At 69.7% G+C, this 15,486-nt stretch carries 14 protein-coding genes; all 14 read right to left on the reverse strand.

Features of this window, described 5'->3' with window-relative positions; genetic code table 11:
* Positions 1-5 precede the first annotated feature (5 nt).
* Positions 6-1,187, reverse strand: a complete 1,182-nt coding sequence (locus BLU22_RS13240; RefSeq protein ID WP_090215397.1) for an acetyl-CoA C-acetyltransferase — start codon at positions 1,185-1,187, stop codon at positions 6-8.
* An 88-nt stretch (positions 1,188-1,275) separates the two neighbouring features.
* On the reverse strand, positions 1,276-1,437 hold the full coding sequence (locus BLU22_RS14990; RefSeq protein WP_157719002.1) for a hypothetical protein: 162 nt from the start codon (positions 1,435-1,437) through the stop codon (positions 1,276-1,278).
* 124 nt (positions 1,438-1,561) lie between these two features.
* Positions 1,562-3,226, reverse strand: a complete 1,665-nt coding sequence (locus BLU22_RS13245; protein ID WP_090215400.1) for an electron transfer flavoprotein-ubiquinone oxidoreductase — start codon at positions 3,224-3,226, stop codon at positions 1,562-1,564.
* Positions 3,227-3,241: 15 nt separating this feature from the next.
* Positions 3,242-4,696 carry an NAD(P)(+) transhydrogenase (Re/Si-specific) subunit beta gene (locus BLU22_RS13250; protein WP_090215403.1) on the reverse strand — a complete coding sequence of 485 codons (1,455 nt, stop codon included), beginning with the start codon at positions 4,694-4,696 and terminating at the stop codon, positions 3,242-3,244.
* Position 4,697: 1 nt separating this feature from the next.
* The gene (locus BLU22_RS13255; protein WP_090214687.1) at positions 4,698-5,012 is read right to left on the reverse strand and encodes an NAD(P) transhydrogenase subunit alpha; all 315 of its coding nucleotides are present in this window, start codon (positions 5,010-5,012) and stop codon (positions 4,698-4,700) included.
* Between the two features lie 47 nt (positions 5,013-5,059).
* Positions 5,060-6,184, reverse strand: coding sequence for a Re/Si-specific NAD(P)(+) transhydrogenase subunit alpha (locus tag BLU22_RS13260; protein WP_090215406.1), 1,125 nt, complete (start codon positions 6,182-6,184; stop codon positions 5,060-5,062).
* A gap of 52 nt (positions 6,185-6,236) precedes the next feature.
* On the reverse strand, positions 6,237-7,007 hold the full coding sequence (locus BLU22_RS13265) for an enoyl-CoA hydratase/isomerase family protein (protein ID WP_090215408.1): 771 nt from the start codon (positions 7,005-7,007) through the stop codon (positions 6,237-6,239).
* 79 nt (positions 7,008-7,086) lie between these two features.
* Positions 7,087-9,225 (reverse strand): fatty acid oxidation complex subunit alpha FadB, encoded by a 2,139-nt coding sequence (fadB, locus tag BLU22_RS13270; protein WP_090215410.1) that lies wholly within the window; start codon positions 9,223-9,225, stop codon positions 7,087-7,089.
* Between the two features lie 72 nt (positions 9,226-9,297).
* A complete protein-coding gene (locus BLU22_RS13275) occupies positions 9,298-10,233 on the reverse strand; it encodes an electron transfer flavoprotein subunit alpha/FixB family protein (RefSeq protein WP_090215412.1) in 936 nt (311 codons plus the stop codon).
* Between the two features lies 1 nt (position 10,234).
* On the reverse strand, positions 10,235-10,984 hold the full coding sequence (locus BLU22_RS13280; protein ID WP_090215415.1) for an electron transfer flavoprotein subunit beta/FixA family protein: 750 nt from the start codon (positions 10,982-10,984) through the stop codon (positions 10,235-10,237).
* A 162-nt stretch (positions 10,985-11,146) separates the two neighbouring features.
* Complete coding sequence (locus tag BLU22_RS13285; protein ID WP_090216475.1) at positions 11,147-12,181, reverse strand: Rieske 2Fe-2S domain-containing protein; 1,035 nt, start codon at positions 12,179-12,181, stop codon at positions 11,147-11,149.
* A gap of 135 nt (positions 12,182-12,316) precedes the next feature.
* Complete coding sequence (locus tag BLU22_RS13290) at positions 12,317-13,165, reverse strand: SDR family NAD(P)-dependent oxidoreductase (RefSeq protein ID WP_090215417.1); 849 nt, start codon at positions 13,163-13,165, stop codon at positions 12,317-12,319.
* A 123-nt stretch (positions 13,166-13,288) separates the two neighbouring features.
* A complete protein-coding gene (locus BLU22_RS13295; protein WP_090215420.1) occupies positions 13,289-14,053 on the reverse strand; it encodes an SDR family oxidoreductase in 765 nt (254 codons plus the stop codon).
* An 89-nt stretch (positions 14,054-14,142) separates the two neighbouring features.
* Positions 14,143-15,336, reverse strand: a complete 1,194-nt coding sequence (locus BLU22_RS13300) for a helix-turn-helix transcriptional regulator (RefSeq protein ID WP_231975248.1) — start codon at positions 15,334-15,336, stop codon at positions 14,143-14,145.
* Between the last annotated feature and the right edge of the window lie 150 nt (positions 15,337-15,486).

Genomic DNA, 15,486 nt, shown 5'->3' on the forward strand with positions numbered 1-15,486 from the left:
CGGGTTCAACCGCGTTCGACCAGCATCGCCACGCCCTGCCCGCCACCGACGCACAGCGTCGCCAGGCCCTTGCGCGCCTCGCGGCGCTGCATCTCGTGAAGCAGGCTGACCAGCACCCGGCAACCGGAGGCGCCGATCGGGTGGCCGAGGGCGATGGCGCCGCCGTTGACGTTGAGCCTGTCGCTGTCCCAGCCCAGCTCGCGCTCCACGGCCAGGGCCTGGGCGGCGAAGGCCTCGTTGGCCTCGATCAGGTCGAGCTGTTCCAGGCTCCAACCGGCCTTGGCCAGCGCCGCGCGAGTGGCGCCCACCGGGCCGATGCCCATGATCGCCGGGTCGACGCCGACGCTGGCCGCCGCGACGATGCGCGCCATGACCGGCAGGCCCAGGGCCGCCGCCTTCTCGGCGCTCATCAGCAGCACCGCCGCGGCACCATCGTTGAGCGTCGAGGCATTGCCCGCAGTCACGCTGCCATCCTTGCGGAAGGCCGGGCGCAGCGCGGCCAGGCTGTCGAGGGTGGTGCCGGCGCGCGGCTGTTCGTCGTGCTCGAACACCAGCGGCTCGCCCTTGCGCTGGGGAATCGACAGCGGCGCGATCTCGGCGCGGAAGCGCCCCTCGGCCTGCGCGGCGCTGGCGCGCTGCTGCGAGCGCAGGGCGAAGGCGTCCTGCTCGGCGCGCTCGATGGCGTACTTCTCGGCCAGGTTCTCCGCGGTGATGCCCATGTGATAGTCGTGGAAGGCATCGGTCAGGCCGTCGCACAGCAGGGTGTCCTGCAGCAGGCCGTCGCCGATCCGCAGCCCCGCGCGCGCGCCGCGCAGCACATGGGGCGCCTGGCTCATGCTCTCCTGTCCGCCGGCGATGACGATCTGCGCATCGCCGCAGGCGATGGCCTGGGCGCCGAGCTGGACAGCCTTGAGGCCGGAGCCGCACAGCTTGTTCAGGGTCATGGCCGGCACCTCGTAGGGCAGGCCGGCCTTGACCGCCGCCTGGCGCGCCGGGTTCTGCCCGGCCCCCGCCGTGAGGATCTGGCCGAGGATCACCTCGTCGACCTGCCCGGCCTCCACGCCGCTCTGCTCCAGCAGGCGGCGGATCACCGCCGCGCCCAGATCGCTGGCCGCCATGGCCGCCAGGCTACCCTGGAAGGCGCCGATGGCCGTGCGGGTCGCACCCACGATTACAACGTCACGCATAAGACCTCCAGCGGTCGTCTTGCGACAAAGAGTCAGTCGGATGAACCATCGATAGAACACGCGGGCGCGCCCTGCGCCCGCGACAACCTCAAATCCCGCCGAAGAAGTTCGCCAGTCCCACCCGGGACAGGATCATCACCAGGAAGTCCGTATCCCTGCCCTTCCCCGCATAGGGGTCGTAGACGAACAGGAAGACCGCCAGGGCGGCGAAAGAGAGGCTCCAGAGGCATACCTTGCTTGCTGTTTTCATAGCCAGATCCCGCCATTAACAGACAAACCGCACCACGTTCGAGGCAATCATAGAATCGGCCGCGGGCGGCGCATCGTCCGTCCAGACTAAATCCCGCAGCCGCCGGGACCTCGCCCGGCGGCCCTCACAGGTTGGGGTAGTTCGGCCCACCGGTGCCTTCCGGGGCGACCCAGGTGATGTTCTGCGCCGGGTCCTTGATGTCGCAGGTCTTGCAGTGCACGCAGTTCTGCGCGTTGATCTGGAAGCGCTGGCCGCCGTCGTCGCCGGCGACGATCTCGTAGACCCCGGCCGGGCAGTAGCGCTGCGCCGGCTCGTCGTACAGCGGCAGGTTCTGCGCCAACGGGATGCTCGCATCGCGCAGCTTCAGGTGGCAGGGCTGGTCTTCCTCGTGGTTGGTGTTGGAGAGGAACACCGAGGACAGTTTGTCGAAGCTCAGCTTGCCGTCCGGTTTGGGGTAGACGATCTTCGCGCAGGCCGCGGCCGGCTTGAGGCGGGCGTGGTCGGGGGTGGTATCGCGCAGGGTGAACGGCAGCTTGCCGCCGAACAGGTTCTGGTCGACGAAGTTGAACGCCCCGCCCAGCAGGGTGCCGAACCTGTGGATCGCCGGGCCGAAGTTGCGGCTGCGCTGCAGTTCGTCGTACAGCCAGCTGGCCTCGAAGGCCTTGACGTAGTTGTTCAGCTCGTCGCCGCCCTCGCGGCCGGCGGCCAGCGCCTCGACGATGGCGTCGGCGGCGAGCATGCCGGACTTCATCGCGGTGTGGCTGCCCTTGATCTTGGCGAAGTTGAGGGTGCCGGCGTCGCAGCCGATCAGCGCGCCGCCGGGGAACACCAGTTTGGGCAGCGAGTTGAGGCCGCCCTTGCAGATGGCGCGGGCGCCGTAGGCGATGCGCTTGCCGCCTTCCAGGTACCGGGCGATGGTCGGGTGGTGCTTGTAGCGCTGGAACTCGTCGAACGGCGACAGGTGCGGGTTGCTGTAGGACAGGTCGACGATCAGGCCGACCACCACCTGATTGTTCTCCAGGTGGTAGAGGAAGGAGCCGCCGGTGTTCTCGCTGCCGGTGATGTCCAGCGGCCAGCCGGCGGTGTGCACCACCAGGCCCGGTTCGTGTTTCGCCGGGTCGACTTCCCACAGTTCCTTGATGCCGATGCCGTAGTGCTGGGCATCGGCCTCGGCATCCAGCTTGTAGCGGGCGGTCAGCTGCTTGCCGAGGTGCCCGCGGCAGCCCTCGGCGAACAGGGTGTATTTCGCGCGCAGTTCCATGCCGGGGGTGTAGAGGCCGTCCTTGGGGTTGCCTTCGTGGTCGACGCCCAGGTCGCCGGTGACGATGCCGCGCACCACGCCCTGCGCGTCGATCAGCGCTTCCTGGGCGGCGAAGCCCGGATAGACCTCGACGCCGAGGGCCTCGGCCTGCTGGGCCAGCCAGCGGCACAGGTTGCCGAGGGAGATGATGTAGTTGCCCTCGTTGTGCATGGTCCTGGGCACCAGGGCATCGGGGATGCGGGTGGCGCTGTCGGCGTTCTTCAGCAGGTAGATGTCGTCGCGCTTGACCGGGGTGTGCAGCGGCGCCCCCCGTTCCTTCCAGTCGGGGAACAGTTCGTTGAGGGCGTGCGGCTCGAACACCGCGCCGGAGAGAATGTGTGCGCCGACTTCGGAGCCCTTCTCCACCACGCAGACACTGACGTCCTGTCCGCTGGCGGCGGCCTGCTGCTTCAGTCGGCAGGCGGCGGAGAGACCGCCGGGGCCGGCTCCGACGATGACGACGTCGAATTCCATGTATTCGCGTTGCATGTTCCGCTCCCCGGCCTAGGCCTCGACCGCCTTGACCATGTCTTCGAGCACCTTCTTGGCGTCGCCGAACACCATGATCGACTTGTCCATGTAGAACAGTTCGTTGTCCAGGCCCGCGTAGCCGCTGGCCATCGAGCGCTTGTTGACGATCACGGTTCTGGCCTTGTACGCGTCGAGGATCGGCATCCCGGCAATCGGCGAGTGCGGGTCGGTCTTCGCCGCCGGGTTGACCACGTCGTTGGCGCCCAGCACCAGCACCACGTCGGTCTGGCCGAACTCGGGGTTGATGTCGTCCATCTCGAACACCTGCTCGTAGGGCACCTCGGCCTCGGCCAGCAGCACGTTCATGTGCCCCGGCATCCGTCCGGCCACCGGGTGGATGGCGTATTTCACGCTGATCCCGCGGTGCGCCAGTTTCTCCGCCAGTTCCATCAGCGCGTGCTGGGCGCGGGCCACCGCCAGGCCGTAGCCGGGGACGATGATCACGCTGTCGGCGTTGCCCAGCAGGAAGGCGGCGTCGTCCGCCGAGCCGCTCTTCACCGGGCGCTGTTCCTGGCTGCCGCCCTGAACGCCGGCGCCGGCTTCGGCGCCGAAGCCGCCGAGGATCACGTTGAAGAACGAGCGGTTCATCGCCTTGCACATGATGTAGGAGAGGATCGCGCCGCTCGAACCGACCAGGCTGCCGGCGACGATCAGCATCGCGTTGTTCAGCGAGAAGCCGATGCCGGCCGCCGCCCAGCCCGAGTAGCTGTTGAGCATCGACACCACCACCGGCATGTCGGCGCCGCCGATCGGGATGATGATCAGCACGCCGATGACGAAGGCCAGCGCCAGCAGCACGGCGAACGCGGTCAGGTCACCGCTGAAGGTGAAGGCCAGACCCAGGCCGAGGATGGCCAGGCCCAGGGCCAGGTTCAGCCAGTGCTGGCCGGCGAAGGTCACCGGGGCGCCCTGGAACAGGCGGAACCTGTATTTGCCGGACAGCTTGCCGAAGGCGATCACCGAGCCGGAGAAGGTGATGGCGCCGATGGCCGCGCCGAGGAACAGTTCCAGGCGGTTGCCGGCGGGGATCGGCTCGCCCAGCTGCGCGACGATGCCCAGCGACTGCGGCTCGACCACCGCGGCGATGGCAATGAACACCGCGGCCAGGCCGATCATGCTGTGCATGAAGGCGACCAGTTCGGGCATCTTGGTCATCTCGACGCGCTTGGCCATGAGCGTGCCGGCCGTGCCGCCGAGCAGCAGGCCGAGGATCACGTAGCCGAGGCCGGCGGTGGTCCCCCCTTCTTGCAGGGAGAGCGCGCCGAGCTTGTAGATCAGGCCGACGGTGGTGAGCACGGCGATGGCCATGCCGACCATGCCGAACAGGTTGCCGCGGCGCGAGCTGGTCGGGTGGGAGAGGCCCTTGAGGGCCTGGATGAAGCAGATGGAGGCGACCAGGTAGCAGCTGGTGATCAGGTTCATGCTCATCTCAACGACCCTCCGCCGGGGCTTTCGGCGCCTTTTTCTTGAACATGTCGAGCATCCGCCGGGTGACCAGGAAGCCACCGAACACGTTGACCGCGGCCAGGGCCACGGCCAGGGTGCCCATGGTCTTGCCCAGGCCGGTTTCGGTCAGCGCCGCGGCCAGCATGGCGCCGACGATGACGATGGCGGAGATGGCGTTGGTGACCGCCATCAGCGGGGTGTGCAGTGCGGGGGTGACGTTCCACACCACGTGGTAGCCGACGTAGATCGCCAGCACGAAGATGATCAGGTTGTAGAGACCGTCGGAGATCGGATCCATGGTTGTTGTCCTTGTAGGAGGTCCGCGAAGGGGACTGACGGGCGGGCTCAGGCGGCGTTGCGGCGCAGCACCTGGCCGCCTTCGCACATCAGGCAGGCGGCGACGATGTCGTCGTCGCGGTCGAGGTGGAAGCGGCCGTCCTGGTCGAGCACCAGCTTGAGGAAGTCCAGCAGGTTGCGCGCGTAGAGGGCCGAGGCGTCGGCCGGCAGCAGCGCCGGCAGGTTGGTGTGGCCGACCAGGGTCACGCCGTGGCGCACCACCACCTCGCCGGGCACGCTCAGCGGGCAGTTGCCGCCCTGGGCGGCGGCCAGGTCGATGATCACCGAGCCGGGCTTCATCTCGGCCACGGTGGCCTCGTGCAGCAGAGTCGGCGCCTGGCGGCCGGGGATCAGCGCGGTGGTGATGACGATGTCGGCCTGCCGGGCGCGCTCGTGCACCGCCTGGGCCTGGCGCGCCATCCACGAGGCCGGCATCGGCCGCGCGTAGCCGCCGACGCCTTCGGCGCATTCGCGCTCCTCGTCGGTCTCGCAGGGCACGTCGACGAACTTGGCGCCGAGCGATTCCACCTGTTCCTTGACCGCCGGACGCACGTCCGAGGCCTCGATCACCGCGCCGAGGCGCCGCGCGGTGGCAATCGCCTGCAGCCCGGCGACGCCGGCGCCGAGCACCAGCACGCGGGCGGCCTTCACCGTGCCGGCGGCGGTCATCAGCATCGGCATGAAGCGCGGGTAGTGGTCGACGGCGAGCATCACCGCCTTGTAGCCGGCGACGTTGGCCTGCGAGGACAGCACGTCGAGGCTCTGCGCCCGCGAGGTGCGCGGCGCCGCCTCCAGGGCGAAGGCGGTGATGCCCTGCGCGGCCATGCGCTCGATCTGCGCGCCGTCGAAGGGGTTGAGCATGCCGACCAGCACCGCGCCCGGGCGCATCTGCGCCAGCTCGGCGGGGCTGGGAGCGGCGACCTTGAGCACCAGTTCGGCGCCGAGGGCGGCGCCGGCGTCGGCCAGGCGGGCGCCGGCGGCCTCGTAGTCGCCGTCGGTGATGCAGGCGGCGCGCCCGGCGCCGGCCTCGACGACGACCTGATGGCCCTGGGCGACAAACTTCCGGACCGTCTCCGGGGTGGCGGCCACGCGGGTTTCCCCGGCATGGGTTTCCTTGGGAATACCGATGCGCATTCCACTCTCCTTGCGTCTTGAGGGATTAGAGCGATTCAGAACCGGGCGAGGCTCAGGCGCGCTGCGCGCGCCGGGCGAAGAAACCGTCGACGGCGGCGGCGAACTCGGGCCGCCCGGCGCAGTCGAGGAAGGCCGCGCGCTCGGCCTGCAGTTGCGCCTCCAGGCTCTGCTGCCCGGCCAGGCGCAGCAGGCGCTTGAGATGGGCCAGGGCATGGGGCTCGCGCCGCGCCAGGCGCGCGGCCAGGTCGTCGGTGACCGCTGCCAGCCGCTCGGCCGCCACCACCCGGTTGAGCAGGCCCAGGCGCAGGGCCTCGGTGGCGTCGAAGCTCTCGCACAGCAGGGCGATTTCCAGCGCCTTGCGCAGGCCGAGCAGGCGGGGCAGGGCCCAGGAGGCGCCGCCGTCGCAGCTGGCGGCGATATCCGTATAGGCGAAGTTGAACCGCGTGCCCTCGGCGGCGATGGCCAGATCGGCCGCCAGCATCAGGCTGATGCCCGCCCCGGCCGCGGCGCCATGCACGCTGGCCAGCACCGGCACCGGCATCTCGCTCAGCAGTTGCACCGACGCGTGCAGCGGACGGATCAGGGCGTCGGCGGCCTCGACCGGCGCCCGGCGCATGGCGGCCAGATCGCCGCCGGCCATGAAGGCGCGACCGTTGCCGCCGAGCACGACCACGCGCACCGCGCTGTCGCTGGCGATGGAGCGGCAGGCCTCCAGCAGGGCGTTGGCCAGCCCGGCATCCAGCGCGTTGAGCACGTCCGGGCGGTTGAAGCGCAGTTGAGCCACGCCGGCGGCGCGCTCAACGACAAGGGGTGAATCACTCATGGCGGATCTCCAGGCAATGACTTCGCACGCGCGCCCCGCCCGCGCGGCCAGCCGGCCGGCGGGGCTGTCGATACGCTACTCAATAGAAACCGCGGTCCTCATCGGCCATCTGGCGTAGGCCATCCGTCACCCGGTACAGCTCGCCCAGCCCGGCGAGCCCGTCGGCCAGCGCGACGAAGCGGCGCACGCCGAGGGTGTCGATGTAGCGCAGCGGGCCCCCGTGGCTGCCGGGGAAGCTGATGCCCAGCACCGCGCCCATGTCCACCTCGGCCGCCGAGGCGACGATGCCCTCCTCCAGGCTGCGCACCGCCTCCAGGCACAGCGGCACCATCATCCGCGCCACGATCTGCGCATCGTCCATCGACGCGGCCGCCGGGGCGGCGAGCAGCGCGGCGACCTGCGGGTCGTCTTCCCTGAGCAGGCGCCCGCTGGCGTCCGCGGTGTAGCGGTAGAAGCCCTGGCGGTTCTTCTGGCCGAGGCGCCCGGCGTCATGCAGGGTCGCCACCGCGTCGCGGAAGTCGTGGCGCATGCGCGTCGGGTAGCCCGCGGCCAGCACCTCCATGCAATGGCGGCTGGTGTCCAGGCCGATCACGTCGAGCAGGTAGGCCGGCCCCATCGGCCAGCCGAAGGCCTCCATGACCCGGTCGATGCGCGGGAAATCGACGCCCTCGTGCAGCAGGCGGACGAAGCCGCCGAGGTAGGCGAACAGGATGCGGTTGACCAGGAAGCCCGGGCAGTCGTTGACCACGATCGGCGTCTTGCCCAGGCGGACGGCCAGCGCCACCGCCGTGGCGATGGTCTGCGCGCTGCTCTGCTCGCCGCGGATCACCTCCACCAGCGGCATCTGCTGCACGGGGTTGAAGAAGTGCATGCCGCAGAAGTTCTGCGGCCGCTGCAGCGCGCGGGCCAGCAGGCTCACCGAGATGGTCGAGGTGTTGGTGGTCAGGATCGCCTCGGCGGGCAGCGTGCATTCGGTCTCCGCCAGCACTGCCTGCTTGATCTCCGGGTTCTCGACCACCGCCTCGACGACCAGATCGACCTCGGCGAAGGGCGTGTAGTCGAGGGTCGGCTGGATGCGCGCGAGGCACTCCTGGCGCTGCGCCTCGCTCATCGCCTGGCGGGCGACGCGCTTGCCGAGCAGCGCCTCGCCCTCCTCCATGCCCAGCCGCAGGGCCTGCTCGCGGATGTCCTTCATCACGCAGGGATAACCGTGCAGGGCGGCCAGGCTGGCGATGCTGCCGCCCATGATCCCGGCGCCAAGCACCGCGCAGCGCCGCACCGGGCGGGCCAGCGCCTCGTGGCCGCGGGCGGCCTTGCGCACCGCCTGGCGATTGAGGAACAGGCCGATCAGGCTGGCCGCTTGCGGCGAGCGGGCCAGCGCGACGAAGTCGCGGGCCTCGCGCTGCAAGGCCTGCTCGCGCGGCAGGGCGAGGCTCGCGGCCATCGATTCGAACGCCCGGCTGGCGGCCGGGAAGTGGCGCCGCGTCTTCGCCGGGATGGCCTGCAGGGCCTGCTCGATCAGCGCCCCCGCAGCCTCGGCCGGCAGCTCCAGAGCGGCCCGCTTGCGCTGGCGCCGCGCCTGGTAGTCGATCTCGCCGGCCAGCGCCTGCCCGAGCAACGCGCGGCAGCGCCCGACCAGTTCGGCCTCGGGCACCACGGCATCGACGATGCCGGCCGCCAGGGCGCTGGCGGCGTCCACTTCGCGGCCGGAGCCGATCCATTCCAGGGCAACGTCGAGGCCGGCCAGGCGCGGGGTGCGCACGCTGCCGCCGTAGCCGGGGAACAGCCCCAGCCCGACCTCGGGGAAGCCGACGCGGGCATGCTCGCCGAGCACTCGCAGGTCGGCGGCCAGGCACAGCTCGAAGCCGCCGCCGAGGGCCAGGCCGTTGATCGCCACGGCGCTGGGCATCGGCAGGTCTTCGAGGTCGCAGAACAGCCGGTCGACGGCGAGGATCGACTCCAGCACCTGCGCCTCGCTGCGCCGGAAGGCGGCGGAAAACTCGGTGATGTCGGCGCCCACCACGAACAGCGGCTTGGCGCTGGCGATCAGCAGGGCGCGTACCCCCGCCGTGGCCTTGAGCGCATCCAGCGCCTGGCGCAGCTCGTCGAGGGTCAGCCGGTCCAGCTTGTTGACCGGCTCGCCGGCCAGATCGAGCGTGAGTTCGGCAATGCCGTCGGCCTGCAATGCGACGGACACCGCCTTGCCTTGAAAGATCATCCTGTCAGTCTCCTGAGAGGCTCGCCGCGGCGAGCCGGAACGCAGGCCGGCGACGGCCTGCGTGGGGGCGGGTCAGCCGATGAGGCGCTGCAGCTCCGGTACCGCCTCGAACAGATCGCCGACCAGGCCGTAGTCGGCGACCTGGAAGATCGGCGCCTCCTCGTCCTTGTTGATCGCCACGATCACCTTGGAGTCCTTCATCCCGGCCAGGTGCTGGATCGCACCGCTGATGCCGACGGCGATGTACAGCTCGGGGGCGACGATCTTGCCGGTCTGGCCGACCTGCATGTCGTTGGGCACGAAGCCGGCATCCACCGCCGCGCGCGAGGCGCCGACCGCGGCGCCCAGCTGGTCGGCCAGGGTGTAGAGCAGCGCGAAGTTCTCGCCGTTCTGCAGGCCGCGCCCACCGGAAACCACCACCTTGGCGGCGGTCAGCTCGGGACGTTCGGACTTGGCCAGCGCCTCGCCGACGAAGGCGGAAAGGCCGGTATCGCCGGCGCCGCTCACCGCCTCGATGGCGGCGCTGCCGCCCGTGGCGGCCACGGCGTCGAAGCCGGTGCTGCGCACGGTGATCACCTTGATCGCCGCGCTGGACTGCACGGTGGCGATGGCATTGCCGGCGTAAATCGGCCGCTTGAAGGTGTCGGCGCTCTCGACCGTGACGATCTCGGAGATCTGGTCGACGTCCAGCAGCGCGGCAACGCGCGGCAGCACGTTCTTGCCGTTGCTGGTGGCCGGAGCCAGCACATGGCTGTAGCCGCCACGGGCCAGCTCGGCGATCAGCGGGGCGAGGTTTTCCGGCAGCTGGTGAGCCAGCGCGGCGCTGTCGGCGACCCGTACCCGGGCGACGCCCTCGATCCGGGCGGCGGCTTCGGCCACGGCGGTGCAAGCGCTGCCGGCGACCAGCACATGGATATCGCCGCCGATCTGGCGGGCGGCGGCCACGCTGTTGAGGGTGGCGCCGGCCAGGGCGGCGTTGTCGTGTTCGGCAATGACGAGAATGCTCATCTCAGATCACCTTCGCTTCGTTCTTGAGTTTTTCCACCAGCTCGGCCACCGAGCCGACCTTGATGCCGGCGCTGCGGGTGGCCGGCGCCTCGACCTTGAGGGTCTTCACGCTGGAGGCGGTGGACACGCCGAGGGCCTCGGGCGTCAGCACGTCGAGCGGCTTCTTCTTGGCCTTCATGATGTTGGGTAGGGAGGCGTAGCGCGGCTCGTTGAGGCGCAGGTCGGTGGTGACGATGGCCGGCAGGGTCAGCGCCACGGTCTGCAGACCGCCGTCGATCTCGCGGGTGACCGTGGCCTTGCCGGCGGCGATCTCCAGCTTCGAGGCGAAGGTGCCCTGGGCGAAGCCGCAGAGCGCGGCGAGCATCTGCCCGGTCTGGTTGTTGTCGCTGTCGATGGCCTGCTTGCCGGTGACGATCAGCTGCGGCTGCTCCCGGTCGACCACGGCCTTGAGCAGCTTGGCCACGGCCAGCGAGCCCAGTTCCTCGGCGGTTTCCACCAGCACGGCGCGGTCCGCGCCGAGGGCCAGCGCGGTGCGCAGCTGCTCCTGGGCGGCGGCGGGACCGACGGACACCACCAGCACTTCGCTGGCGATGCCCTGCTCTTTCAGGCGCACCGCCTCTTCCACGGCGATTTCGCAGAAGGGGTTGAGCGCCATCTTCACGTTGGCCAGATCGACGCCGGAGTTATCCGCCTTGACGCGGACCTTGACGTTGTAATCGACCACACGCTTCACGGGGACCAGAATTTTCATGCAACCTCCCGGTTCGACTGGACTGGATAGTTGCAGGCAAATTACGGCAACGCGCAGCGATCAGCCTCGTTCATTTGAACTATTGGCGGCATTGCGCACAGACAGAAACGACACCGCCCGGCAAAGCCGGGCGGTGTGCTGGGGGGACGGGCTGGCGATGGCTCAGCCCACGGTGACGATCTCGCGCCGCTCGAACATCGCCGCCGGCACCTCGGCTTCGTCCATGAAGAACTGCTGATACCACTCGCGCAGCTGGTAGACCGGGCCGTCGCCCTCGGCCAGCACCGGGTTGTTGATGCGTACCTTGTGCTTCCAGATGTCTACGTCCTGATAGAAGGAGTTGCGGTTCTGCTGCACGTACTCCTTGGCCAGCGCCTCGTTCTGCTCCTCGCTCCAGCCCGGAATCTTCTTCACCAGGCAGCCGAAGCGCAGTTCGAAGCTGTTGGGAGTGATCGGCACATGGCAGTTGAGCAGGATCGAGTGCACCTCCAGCCCCTCGAACTGCGCGCGCATGCGGGTGAAGTGGGTGGCCGGGCCGAAGTAGGCCGACTCGGCGACCAGATCGCCGCCCAGGCGCTCGGAGTCGCCATGGAAGATCTGCTCGGCGACGTGGCCCGCGAACACGTTGGCGAAGTACTTGGTCGGCGTGCCGTGCACCGGGCCGAAGTGCTGGGCGTCGACCAGGTTGTCGACCAGCTCGCGCGGGTTGGTCTCGATGATCAGGGTGTCGAGGTGCCAGTCGTGGGACCAGTCGGCGCTGTCCATCTCCGGCAGGTGCGGAATCACCACGCCCGCGGCCGGCGCCTTGCCTTCCGGGTTGTTCCAGACGAACAGCAGGCGGTTCTCCTCGCAGGTCAGCCAGGCGCGGGTCTTGGCCTTGGGCGGGATGCGCTCGCAGTAGGGAATCTCGACGCAGCGGCCGCTGCCCTCGAACTTCCAGTGGTGGAACGGGCAAACCACGCGGTTGCCCTCCAGGGTGCCCTGGGAGAGGTCGGCGCCCATGTGCGGGCAATGGGCGTCGAGGACGCTGATCTTGCCAGTATCGTCGGCGAACGCCAGCAGGCGGCTGCCGAACACGTTCAGGGTATGCAGCTTGCCGTCGCGAAAGTCGTCGGCGATACCCAGGCAGTGCCAGCCACGGGCATAGCGGGCAGGCAGGGCATTGTTGGAATTGTGATTGTCTGCCGGAAAGGTCATCAGGATGTCTCCGTTGAGCACACGCAAGCGGGATACCGGATGGCTGTCGTCGAGGCGGGCCACCCGGCAGCGTCCGACGATCTTCACCGAGGGACGCCGCGGGCTCATCATCCGCTTGGACTAGAAAAGGCGATTTCAGCCGCCGGTCGGCACCCGCCAGTCGGCGACGATGCCCTGCTCTAAGGCGAACGGCTGGGCGGCGATGGTGCGCTTCTGGAAGTCCGCGGCCTGCGGAGCGGTGGCCAGCCAGAGCATCACCTGCGCCGGCACCGTGGGCGGCGCCATGCCGCCGCGCAGGGCGATCACGCCCTTGTCGCCGATGGTGGCCATCAGCGCCTCGGTGGTCACCACGCCGGGATTGACGGTGAAGGCGCGGATGCCGCGCTCGCCCAGCTCGGTGGTGAGCACCCCGGACAGGCGCGACACCGTGGCCTTACCGGAGCCGTAGGCGTAGCCCCAGCCGCCGCGCCCGGCGGCCACCGGCGGATCGCTCTCGCCGGCGCCGGAGGTGACGTTGACGATCACCCCCTCGCCGCGTTCGAGCATCTGCGGCAGCACCGCGCGGGTGGCGAGGAACGGCGCCAGCAGGTAGCCCTGATAGACGCGCAGCAGGGTCTCGGGTTCGAGTTCGAGGAACGGCAGGTTGAGGTCGCCGCCCTGGTAGATGGCGTTGTTGACCAGCACATCGATGCGTCCGAAGTGCTCCAGCACGGCGGCGCAGGCCTGCTGCACCGACTCGCCGTCGAGCAGGTCCATGCGCACCACGAAGGCCTCGCGGCCCGACTCGCGGATCGCCGCGGCGGTCGCCGCCAGGCTGCCCGGCAGCGGCGTGCCGTCCGGGTTGCGCAGCGCGTGCTGGTGGCTCTCGCCCTCCTCCAGGGTGCGCGCGCTGATCGCCACGTCGAAGCCGGCGCGGGCGAAGGCCAGCGCCGTCTCGCGGCCGATGCCCCGGCTGGCGCCGGTGATGAATGCCACTTTGTTCATTGCAGACTCCTTGCTTGCGCTCCCCAGCGCAGTCTGGGCGCCGGAAGCACGGCGAACATCGTCAATACGGCGCCGAAACGGCGAGGCCACCCCCAGGTGGCCTCGTCCGTGCGGTTGCCGCGATCAGAACCGCGCCGGACGCACCATGGCGTCCATCCCGCCGTCGACGAACACCACGCTGCCATGCACGAAGCTGGCCTGCGGCGACTGCAGGAACGCCACCAGCGCGGCGATTTCCGCCGGCTGGCCGGCGCGGCCCAGCGGCGCGACGAAGTTGCGCACCGCCTGACCGAAACGCGGGTCTTCCTTGGAGGCCTGGTGCAGCGGGGTTTCCACCGCCCCCGGCGCCACCACGTTGAGGCGCAGACCCAGGCCGCCCCACTCCACCGCCTTCTGCCGGGCGTAGCGGGTCACCGCGTACTTGGAGCAGGCATAGGCGCTCTGCGGCTGGTTCAGCTCGTCGGCCAGCGCCAGCGCCCGCGGCTCGTCGCCGGCCAGCATGGCCTCGACCATCGGCTGGCTGTTGTCCGCATGGGTCGCGGCCACCGAGCCGACGATCAGCGCCGCGCCGCGCTCGCCGCGCGCCAGCGCCGCGGCCAGCCCCTCGACCAGCGCGGTGACGCCGAAGTGGTTGACCGCGACGATCAGCCCGCTGGACGGCGCGGTGACGCCAAGCCCGGCGCAGCACACCAGACCGTCGAGCACACCGTCGCAACGGGCCAGCACGCCCTCGACCGCCATCTGGCGCCCGGCGGGGCTGGACAGGTCGGCGATCACCTCGGCATGGGCGCGGTCGATGCCGATGATCTCGTGACCGGCGGCGCGCAGGGCGTCGCACACGGCGGCGCCGATGCCCGACGCCGAACCGCTGACTGCTGTGACTGGCATGGTAGTTCTCCTGGGTGACGGGTCTGCCCCCACACTAGGCGGCGCGGCAGCGGGCCGAATCGTCCGCATGGACGATCCGGCGGCGGCTGTCAGCCGGCGCGCAGGCGCTGCGCCGGCAGCTCGCTCTGCCCCAGCGCCATCACGCTGTTGAGCATGATGCGCACCAGCTCGGTCTGCCGGCGCACGCCGGTCTTGGAGAAGATCGAGCGCAGGTGCGCGCGCGCCGTGTTGCGGCGGATGTTCAGCGCCTCGGCGGCTTCCTCCAGCGACAGGCCGTTGGCCAGTTCGAGGGACAGCGCGGTTTCCGCCGGGGTCAGGTTGAACAGCTGCTTGGTGACCGCGGTGCTGGCCAGCGACTTGCCGGCGGCATCGCGGATGTACACCACCACCGCAGGCTGCCCCTTGCTTTCCGCCCACTCCAGCGAAGGCACCGACTCCACCACCACGCCCAGGCTGACCTGCCCGGACGGCCGGGCGATCGACATGGCCTCGGCGATCGGCGGCGCCTCCTTGCCCTGACGGGCGAAGGCGTTGCGCACCAGGCGCTGCAGTTCGCGGTTGTCGCTGGGATAGGAGGCCTCCAGGCGGCCGCCGACCAGCTTGAGGCCGTCGGCGTCGGCGAGGATTTCCTGGGCGACGGGGTTCTGCTGCAGCACCCGGCCGCTCTCGTCGAGCACGATGGTCGCCACCGACAGGCGGCCGATGGCCTGGGAATACAGCACGCCCATCGACTGGCTGCGGTCCAGCTGGTTGTGCATGTTCAGGGCGCGGCGCAGGTGCGGCAGGATCAGCTCGCACAGCGCGCGGTCGCGCGCCGCGAAGCTCGCCGCCCCCTCCGGGCGGGTCAGCCGGAAGCGCAGCTTGCCGGCATCCGGGGTGGAAATGTCGACGCCCATCACATGATGCACGCCGTTGGGCTTGCACCAGTGCTGATAGTAGGAAGAACGCCGCCACTCCGCCTCGCCCAGCACCTCGTCGGCGGTGAACACCGCGTCCACCGGCATGTTGACGAAGGGCGTGTTGGTGTTCGGGTACGTGATGTAGGTGATCTTGCCCTGCCCCTCGATGTTGCCGGCGACGATCATCAGGCCGACGTCGGTCTGTTCGGGAACACGCAGGATCAGCGTGGCGTAGTTGGCCTGGAACAGGTCGCGGATCTGTTCCATGGGGATGTTCCACAGGCGACTGTCCAGGGCCGCGTCGTACAGGGCTGCGACCAGTCGGTCGTATTCGGCCAGATCCAGGCCCGCCAGGGCATGGATACCATCGATAGTCTTCTCCACCCTTCACCTCACTGCGGGCGCGGTTCATCGACCGCCCCCTTTTTATTGTTATCGGTCGTCCCTCGCAGTGGCGCGATGGCCAGGCAACCGCTCCGGTTGCCGTGGCGTTGCGCCGTACGGTGCTCGCAAGTCCGTGCGTGCCGGCGTTGC

Origin of the sequence: Pseudomonas guangdongensis (genome assembly GCF_900105885.1) — a bacterium.
Lineage (GTDB): Bacteria > Pseudomonadota > Gammaproteobacteria > Pseudomonadales > Pseudomonadaceae > Geopseudomonas > Geopseudomonas guangdongensis.